Genomic DNA, 257 nt, shown 5'->3' on the forward strand with positions numbered 1-257 from the left:
GCAGCCGATCCGGCGCTACGCCTTCGATGCCGCAATCCTGTTCTCGGATATTCTCGTCATTCCCGATGCTATGAAGCGCAACGTTCGCTTTACCGAGGGGCATGGACCGGAGATGGATCCGATCGACGAAGGCGGTATCGCAAATCTTAGCGATGAGGACATCGTTTCCTATTTGCAGCCGGTCATGGAGACCGTCAGACGCCTGCGCGCTGAGCTTCCCACCGAAACGACACTGCTCGGCTTCTGTGGAGCTCCCT

At 58.0% G+C, this 257-nt stretch carries 1 protein-coding gene; it reads left to right on the plus strand.

Translation table 11 applies throughout. The annotated features are described in order from the left end of the window. Positions 1–257: uroporphyrinogen decarboxylase family protein (locus tag SCA31_RS24340; protein WP_410699550.1), on the plus strand; the 257-nt coding region annotated here is incomplete at both ends.

This window comes from Chryseobacterium sp. SIMBA_028 (assembly GCF_046535285.1).
GTDB lineage: Bacteria > Bacteroidota > Bacteroidia > Flavobacteriales > Weeksellaceae > Chryseobacterium.